General features: G+C 51.6%; 9 protein-coding genes and 2 pseudogenes. 6 read left to right on the top strand and 5 right to left on the bottom strand.

The genetic code is table 11. The features are described 5' to 3' along the window. From QZ506_RS13755 to QZ506_RS13745, 3 genes are all read left to right on the top strand, one after another. Positions 1-109 (top strand): IS1 family transposase (locus QZ506_RS13755; protein ID WP_291968657.1); only part of this gene is annotated, 109 nt, incomplete at its 5' end. Then, positions 109-225, top strand: coding sequence for a MipA/OmpV family protein (locus QZ506_RS13750; RefSeq protein WP_291971779.1), 117 nt, complete (start codon positions 109-111; stop codon positions 223-225). The genes QZ506_RS13755 and QZ506_RS13750, both read left to right, overlap by 1 nt. A gap of 121 nt (positions 226-346) precedes the next feature. Further along, positions 347-1,201: an aldo/keto reductase gene (locus QZ506_RS13745; protein ID WP_291971777.1), complete on the top strand. Its 855-nt coding sequence runs from the start codon at positions 347-349 to the stop codon at positions 1,199-1,201. An 84-nt stretch (positions 1,202-1,285) separates the two neighbouring features. Here QZ506_RS13745 and QZ506_RS13740 read toward each other — a convergent pair. Beyond that, positions 1,286-2,099, bottom strand: a pseudogene (locus tag QZ506_RS13740) (D-hexose-6-phosphate mutarotase). 132 nt (positions 2,100-2,231) lie between these two features. Then, a complete protein-coding gene (gapA, locus tag QZ506_RS13735; RefSeq protein WP_291971775.1) occupies positions 2,232-3,227 on the bottom strand; it encodes a glyceraldehyde-3-phosphate dehydrogenase in 996 nt (331 codons plus the stop codon). 335 nt (positions 3,228-3,562) lie between these two features. Between gapA and msrB the strand changes: the two genes are divergently transcribed. Beyond that, positions 3,563-3,982, top strand: coding sequence for a peptide-methionine (R)-S-oxide reductase MsrB (msrB, locus tag QZ506_RS13730; RefSeq protein WP_291971773.1), 420 nt, complete (start codon positions 3,563-3,565; stop codon positions 3,980-3,982). An 82-nt stretch (positions 3,983-4,064) separates the two neighbouring features. Then, entirely contained in the window at positions 4,065-4,346 is a 282-nt protein-coding gene (locus tag QZ506_RS13725) for a DUF1315 family protein (RefSeq protein WP_291971771.1), read from the top strand. Positions 4,347-4,377: 31 nt separating this feature from the next. On the opposite strand, the gene pncA is transcribed toward QZ506_RS13725, so the two are convergent. The 3 genes from pncA to sppA form a co-directional block, all read right to left on the bottom strand. Next, entirely contained in the window at positions 4,378-5,031 is a 654-nt protein-coding gene (gene pncA, locus QZ506_RS13720; protein WP_291971781.1) for a bifunctional nicotinamidase/pyrazinamidase, read from the bottom strand. Between the two features lie 38 nt (positions 5,032-5,069). Beyond that, positions 5,070-6,089: an asparaginase gene (gene ansA, locus QZ506_RS13715; RefSeq protein WP_291971769.1), complete on the bottom strand. Its 1,020-nt coding sequence runs from the start codon at positions 6,087-6,089 to the stop codon at positions 5,070-5,072. 72 nt (positions 6,090-6,161) lie between these two features. Then, positions 6,162-8,012, bottom strand: a complete 1,851-nt coding sequence (gene sppA / locus QZ506_RS13710; protein ID WP_291971767.1) for a signal peptide peptidase SppA — start codon at positions 8,010-8,012, stop codon at positions 6,162-6,164. 372 nt (positions 8,013-8,384) lie between these two features. On the opposite strand from sppA, the pseudogene QZ506_RS13705 reads away from it, so the two are divergent. Next, positions 8,385-8,548, top strand: a pseudogene (locus QZ506_RS13705) (transposase); the annotation flags it as partial.

The following is an 8,548-nucleotide window of genomic DNA, read 5'->3' as shown; positions in this document are numbered from 1 at the left end:
GCGTAACCGATTGCAACGGCTCAATCGCAAGACGCTCGGATATTCAAAATCATCCGAAATGCACGATAGGATCATCGGTACTTACATCGAACGCGAGTACTACGTTTGATGCTACATCAACTCATTGAATACACGACCCGCCTGTCGGATGAAGTGAAAGAGAGCACGATGGTCGATCGCAGCTATACCATGGTGTTTGGCGCGGGTGTGAGCTATCGCTTCTAGCACCTGATGCGCTAAAGCAGGGCAAGTGCTGCACAATAATGGGGTGATTTCACCCCATTTGCACGTTTATGGTGCGCGACGGCTCAGCTAGGGTATTCAACAGAATGCAAGGAGGATAGCGATGGCAACCCGACAGATTCGATTTCCTGATGGTTCAACGCTGCCCGCTGTTGGGCAGAGTACGTGGTTTATGGGGGAAGCTGCCAGTGAGAAGGCGCGTGAAATAAAAGCCTTGCAGGCGGGTCTTGATCTCGGACTTAGGCTTATCGATACCGCAGAAATGTACGCCGACGGCGGTGCGGAGAACGTGGTGGGGGCTGCACTGCGCGGGCGGCGCGACGAAGCATTTCTGGTCCCCAAGGTCTATCACCACAATGCGGGCGGCACGCGTACGATTGAAGCCTGTGAATGCAGCCTGAAACGGATGCAAACCGATGTGCTGGATTTATACCTGCTGCACTGGCGTGGCGGTATCCCGTTGGAAGAAACCATCACGGCGATGGAGGCGCTGCAACAGGCCGGCAAGATTCGTCAGTGGGGTGTATCCAATCTGGACGTGGCAGACATGAATGAACTCTGGTCCTTGTCAGGCGGTGAGCGCTGCATGACTAATCAGGTGCTTTATCATGTTGTTTCGCGCGGTATCGAGTTTGATTTGCTGCCATGGTGTCAGGCACGCGCCGTGCCTATGATGGCCTACTGCACATTAGCACAAGCAGGTACGCTGCGCCGCAACCTGTTTTTTCATCCTGTGATAATGCGCATGGCGCACAAATACCAGGCGACGCCTGCACAAATTATGCTGGCTTGGGTATTGCGACAACCCGGCGTGATTGCCATTCCTAAAGCGAGTTCGGTGCCCCATGTTGAAGAAAACGCCCGCGCGCTCACGTTGGAATTGGATAGTGGTGATATTGCTGCGCTGGATGTCGCTTTTCCTGCACCGACCAGTAAGCAGTCGTTGGATGTTGTGTAGCGGGATAGGGCAGTTAAACATTACGTGTTAGCGCCGCCTGCGAGCGGCGATTTCGGATCTATCGAAGCAAACCCGTTTTGCTGATCAAAGTGTTACGCTAATCACCGTGGTCAAACGCGCTGGTGCGGCGGGGGTGGCAACAAACGGCTGAGTCACACGAGCCGTTTCCACGCAGACAAAGGTTTTATAACCGTCATCCGGCATGTCGGTGATGGTTTTAGACAGTTCCGCCGCCGGGTTCCAGGCAACCGCATCTCTGTGGTGCGTGTGGTGCACGTCAATAGTGCGTTTCAGCGTTGGGTCCACGATGCTGCTCACTGCTTGCGGATGCGTATAGATGCGATCGGTGCGCTCAGTGAACGTCAGATCGCCACCTTACGTCGTCAACTTGCCTTGATTGAGCTTATCGATAAAGGTATCGCCAAAACCGCTGACGCGGATATGGTCAATGTCACCAATCTGGAAGTAGGTGTGCAGGGCGCTGGTGATGCTGTAATCACCCTGCGCTTCTAACTCGATCGTGCAAGTTTTACCCAGCTTGTAGCGCGCAGTCAGCGTAAAAGCGTGCGGCCAGCTTGCCAACGTCTCCGGCGTATCACGCAGGGTGAAAGTCAAATCAACGCCGTTGGTATCTTCACGGTGCGCGGTGAATTCCCACTGCAGTAAACGGGCAAAACCATGGAAAGCAGATCGGCACACCACCGCGAATGTCGACGCCTTCTGCGAACGGCGTGTTGTCGCTCAACCACAGCACTGGGACTTCACCTTGCGGCTGCCAATGCAGCAGATGGGCGCCTTGCAGCGTGACGGCTGCGCGTACCTGCGGATGATCAACGACAATGACCGGCAGTTGGTCTACCTAGCGTTGACTGAGTGTGGATGAAATTTCAGATTTGATGGGAAGTGAAAAATTTTATCGTTCATGATGTTACATTGTTTTATTTGTATTTCGTGTTGCATCATGGCGGAACGCAGCTAATAAAAAGGGCGAGATCATGTCGCCCCTTGCATCGCTTATCGCACCGTCGCCTTATTTGGAGATGTGGGCGATCAGGTCCAGTACTTTGTTAGAGTAGCCAGTTTCGTTGTCATACCAGGAAACCAGTTTCACAAAGTTGTCGTTCAGTGCGATACCGGCTTTGGCATCGAACACAGACGTCAGAATTTCGCCGTTGAAATCGGTGGAAACCACGTCATCTTTAACGTAGCCCAGAACGCCTTTCAACTCGCCTTCAGAAGCGGCTTTGATAGCCTTCTTGATTTCTTCGTAAGTTGCTGCTTTTTCCAGACGAACAGTCAGGTCAACCACAGAAACGTTCGGGGTCGGAACGCGGAACGCCATACCGGTCAGTTTGCCGTTCAGTTCCGGCAGAACTTTACCTACAGCCTTGGCTGCACCCGTAGAGGACGGGATGATGTTCTGGGATGCGCCGCGGCCGCCGCGCCAGTCTTTATGAGACGGGCCATCAACGGTTTTCTGGGTAGCAGTAGTGGCGTGAACAGTGGTCATCAGACCTTCGATAATGCCGAAGTTGTCGTTGATTACTTTTGCCAGCGGTGCCAAGCAGTTAGTGGTGCAAGATGCGTTGGAAACGATATCTTGTCCGGCATATTTTTCAAAGTTAGCACCACGAACGAACATCGGAGTGTTGTCTTTGGACGGGCCAGTCAGAACCACTTTTTTCGCGCCAGCGGTGATGTGCTTACGTGCAGTTTCGTCAGTCAGGAAGATACCGGTTGCTTCTGCAACCACGTCAACACCAACTTCGTCCCAGTTCAGGTTAGCCGGATCTCTTTCTGCGGTAACGCGGATTTTTTTGCCGTTAACAATCAGCTGACCGTCTTTCACTTCAACGGTGCCGTCAAAACGGCCGTGAGTTGAGTCGTATTTCAGCATATAAGCCATGTAGTCAGCGTCCAACAGGTCGTTGATTGCAACGATATCAATGTCAGAACGTTTCTGAGCAGCACGGAAAACAATGCGGCCGATGCGGCCAAAACCGTTGATACCTACTTTGATAGTCATATATTCCACCAGCTATGGTTAGTGAATAAAGGTTGGTTGTAAAATTACAAAAACCTTGCTGAGCGTCAAGCGGAATCGTGTCAATAGTTGCTGCAAGTCAAATCTGATGCGCAACAGTTGCACGAAAAAGCGCAGTAATGAAACTTAGGAACATCTTTCCCTTAAATGGGAGCGTTTGCACCAATATAAAGCACGCAGGCCCAACAAATGTGATGGATATCGCAATTACTGGAGCCTTGGTCGGTTACTCCATATTTTAGTCGGAAAAAACGTTATGAGGATGTTAATTCTTGTTAAACTAGGTCATGCCAAACAAAAATGATGACGAGACAATCATGGATAAGCCAGCTTCAACGTCTGCAACGGCAGGCAAGGGAACGTTGACGGAGATGCAACAGTACGTGACGCAGCAACGCGGCACTGAGCCTGCCTATTCAGGCAAACTGTTGCATAATAAACGCACTGGGGTATATCACTGCCTGTGCTGCCAAAGCGCGCTGTTTTACTCCGACAACAAATATGACTCTGGATGCGGCTGGCCCAGCTTTGATCGGCCCGTGGCTAAGGGGGCAATCCGTTATCTGGAAGATTTTTCGCATAACATTCACCGTATCGAAATTCGCTGCGGTAAATGCGATGCCCATTTGGGGCATGTGTTCCCCGATGGTCCGCAAACCACCGGCGAGCGTTACTGTGTTAACTCGGCCTCGTTGAGCTTTATCGATGGCACCGACGGTGAGAAAGTGGATGGCTGACGGTTAAGGATAGTAGCTGTAGCTAAAGCGTTTCGGATTACTGGGTTTTGTGAAAAATAGCAATAACAGGGTGGCAATAACGATGCTCGACAAACAGCTTGATGAAGTTGTGACGGCGCTGACGCCGGATATCTACCAACTCCTAGCAACCGCAGTGGAGCTGGGAAAATGGACTGATGGCGTACCGTTGACGCTGGAGCAAAAAGAAAATTGCCTGAAAATTGTGATGTTATGGCAATCACGCCACAACGTTGACGCGGAACACATGACCATCAATACCGACGGTGAGTTGGTGATGAAAAGTAAGCAAGAGCTGAAGCAGGCGTTTGTCATAGACAACCTGATTCAGCGAGAACGTCAGTAACCGAGGTCCCTGAATGCACAGGGACTCTGCGTTATGTGGGGTGGTGTGCTAATGCCGCGATAACGTCGGCTAGGCTAATACGGCGTACTCCGTGAGCCACCATGTCGGCCAGCGCTGCTTCGCTATCATCTGGTTGGAGATTCACCCCGCGACAGCCCTCTTCAACGATCAACACGTCATACCCGAGTTCCAACGCATCTAGCACGGTAAATTTTACGCAGTAGTCCGTTGCCAGCCCCATGATGGTCAAACGCGTGATGCCACGTTGGCGTAACAGGTTATCCAGTGCGGTGGCGGCGCGTTTGCCGTTGTCGAAAAAAGCGCTGTAACTGTCAATGTCATGCTGAGTGCCTTTCTGTATCACCGCATCAAACGCCTCATGATGAAGGCGCGGGTGAAACTCCGCACCTCGCGTGCCCTGTACGCAGTGTACTGGCCACCATGTTTGCGCTAATCCTGCCAGTTCACCACGCTCTCCCACGACAGCACCAGGGTTATTGTCGGCGAAGCTCAGATGATTGGCAGGATGCCAGTCTTGGCTGGCGATGATGAGTATCCCGGCTTTCCGTGCTGCCGCTATCGCTACATTGGCAACATCGATGGTGACATCACCCTGTGCGACAGGCAGTGCGCCGTTCGGACAAAAATCATTCTGCAAATCAACCAACAGCAGGGCATGGTTCATGGCGGTATGGTTCATGGCAGCTCGCTCCAGCATCCGGGTTATGCGTCTTGGGTCAATTCACCGCGCAGGTCTTGTTGCATTAACTGCCGAATGCTATCAGAGGTTAAATCAGGTCGGCTCAGCAGATAATGCAGTTTAGTCAGCGCGGCTTCCACTGTCATATCAAAACCACTGATCACGCCAGCCTGCGCCAGAGCATTTCCAGTGGCGTAGCCCTCCATATTAACCCGTCCGGAAATGCACTGAGTGAGGTTAACAACAACAATACCGCGCGCCGATGCTTGACGCAGTTCGTCCAGTAGCGCTGGGCTTTGTGGGGCGTTACCTACACCATAAGAACGCAATATCAGCGCCTTGACCGGCTGGCGCAGGAAGTTACGCACTACGTCCGCTGAAATCCCTGGATAGACGGTAATCACGCCGATCGGTTGTGGGGTAATAGGATGTACGATCAGCGGTGCGCTGGGGAGTTCCGACTGCGCTGACACCAGGCGGCGTATGTGAATACCTGCCTCCAGCAGCGTCGGGAAGTTGGGGGAAGCGAACGCATCAAAACCGTCAGCATGGGCTTTCGTGGTGCGGTTACCGCGCAGTAACTTGTTATTGAAAAACAGGCTGACTTCACTCACCGGGTGATTAGCCGCGACATAAAGCGCATTGAGTAGGTTGGTTTTCCCATCAGAACGCAATTCGGCCAACGGAATTTGTGACCCTGTCACAATGAGTGGTTTCGCCAAATTCTCCATAATGAAGGAGAGAGCAGATGCTGTGAAGGCCATGGTATCGGTGCCGTGCAGAATCACGAAGCCGTCATACTCATCATAATGCTGTTGAGTATCCTCAGCGATAGTCTGCCAATCGGCAGGGGTCATGTCGGAGGAGTCAATCAGCGGGTCATATTCATGGATGGTAAAATCAGGCATCTCCTGGCGATGAAACTCAGGCATGTTGGCCAGCTGTTGTTGCAGGTGACCTGAAACCGGAATGTAACCATTGGCAGAACGTTGCATACCTATGGTACCGCCGGTATACGCGACATAAATGGATTTCTTTTGCATGCTGTTCTTATTAAAAAGATGAAAAACAGCCCGACATAAGCCGGGCTGAGGGAAAATCCTGAGTGACGATGTTTATTTCACTTCACCGCAGGCCATGCAAAGGGCATAGCGATGTTGCGGATCGTTAAATGTATTGAGCAACGCAGGTTGTGCTTGCAACACCTCAGCCAACTGCGCTACCGGAGCAGGTAACATGGCCTGAAGTCGGGCCGGTAACCAAGCATGGGCAGCGGCGTTGACGCGGTTTAGCATCATATCCAGCAGGCTTGGCTGCTCTTCAAACCAGTTGAGCTGGTATTGGCCCAGCTTGGCCAGTTCAGCGGCTTTTTTGACCGCGTCGTCAAAGTCACCCAGTTGATCGACCAACCCGTTGGTCTTGGCATCGTCACCGGTCCATACGTGCCCCTGGGCGATTTTATCAATCTCTTCCGTGCTTTTCTTACGTGATTGCGCGACCAGTTCGACGAAGTTTTTATAACCCCGCTCGATGCTGATTTGCATCATCTGCGCAAACTCGGGCGGCAGCGTTTTGGTGATGCTGAGATCTGCTAATGGCGACGTTGCCACACCATTGGTATGTACGCCGATAGCGCCAAGGGTATTTTCAAACGTGGTGATCACGCCAAATATCCCAATCGAACCCGTCAGGGTGCTCGGACTGGCGATGATGGCGTTCGCTGGTGTGGAAATCCAGTATCCGCCGGACGCGGCCATACCGCCCATGGATACCACGATCGGTTTGCCAGCCAGACGTACGGCCATCAACTCAGAGCGAATCTTCTCTGAAGCGGTTACGCTGCCTCCGGGGCTATTGACGCGCAGCACTATAGCCTTGATTTTAGGATCCAGTCTGGCCTGACGAATTTGAGCCGCCGTGGTATCACCACCGACTACCCCCGGGGTTTCTGGACCATCAACAATAGAGCCGCTGGCAAAGATCACCGCAATTTCTGCGCCGCTTTGATTGTTCGGTTTTTCGGTGTAGTCGTAAATGCTGGTGTAGTTGAAGCTCTGATTTTTGGTGTCCCAGCCGAAGGCTTTTACCAGCTTCTGTTCGATGACCGAACGTGATGCCACTTCGTCCACCAGTTTGTTTTCCAGCGCATAGCGTGCCGGATCGCCTTGCACAGCCTGAAGGCCAGCAATAATCGCGCTGGCACCGGGGAACAGCTGTTGCGGTGTAATTTGGCGGTTTGCTGCAACCGTATTCAGGTAGTTTTGCCACAATCCACCGACCCAGCGCATATCGGCTTCGCGCGCTTCGGGGGACATATCGTCACGCAGGAAAGGCTCTACCGCAGATTTGTAGGTACCGACGCGGAATACGTGACTGGTTACATCCAGCTTTTCCAGCAGCGATTTGTAATAGAGGCCATTGGTGGCGAAACCGCGCAGATCGACGTTACCCTGCGGGGTGAGTGAAATACTGGTCGCGAAACTGGCCAGATAGTATTGCGTTTGGCTGTAACTGTCGCCGATCGCAAAAATGGGCTTGCCGCTGTCGCGGAATTCACGCAATGCCTTGCCAATATATTGCAGAGAGGGTTGGTCGGCACCGACGAAATCACTCAGATCAAGCACCATACCGGTAATATTGCTGTCGGTTTTAGCCTGACGAATAGTGTTAACAATATCAAACAGCGAATTTTCCTGACGGCGGTTGCTGGAAGCACCAAAAAATTCTCTGCCCAACTGACGCAGTTTATTATTGACCGTCGGCTTATCGACGACAACGCCAGTGATATCAACGAGCAGCGCGCCGTGAGGCGTTTGGGTCGGTGCATTTTTAAACTGCGCATAAACACCGATACCCCCCAGAATCAACACAACCAGAAACAGGTTAAGAATAAACTCGCGGGTGAAATTGAGCAGACGCCAAGTCCACTTGAAGAGTTCGCTAAAGATTCGCCACAGTGTGCGCATGTTATCTCCAAAAAACGCCAAACATAATACCTGCTCGCTGTTCCTTTTGATGGCAAAGCGAGCAGTAAAGGGTTGCCCCGCGACATTCACGCTAATAAGAGCAAACTTACTCCCTATCCTAATGAGCGTATAGGAAAATGCCAACTTTATTAGTCCCCTTCGTTGATAAAAATGTGTCTATTTTGGGTCGTGTATTCAATATGTTGATTGCAGTGTGAAATATCCGGTTTTGGATGTGGAATACAGTGGCTAAAGTTGATGTAAGATGCCCATTTTGGGAACAGACATCTCCTGTGAGGCTTTGTTGAATAAATAGAACTTTTGGGTAATCATCGGAGCAGATCACCGCAGTTGTTTCAAAATCAGGTCTCCGTGGCAAAACAAAATTTTAAAATCACCAACTGGCCCTCTTATAACAAGGCCCTCAAGCAGCGCGGTTCTCTAACCGTATGGCTAGATGAATCAGCTATTGCTGCATGGACGGAAAAAACACTACTGAACGGCGTGGACGACCGCTCCACTACTCAGATATGGTC

It is taken from the genome of Candidatus Symbiopectobacterium sp. (assembly GCF_020054415.1).
Classification (GTDB): Bacteria; Pseudomonadota; Gammaproteobacteria; order Enterobacterales; family Enterobacteriaceae; genus Symbiopectobacterium.
This window is presented reverse-complemented; position numbering and strand designations above follow the sequence as displayed.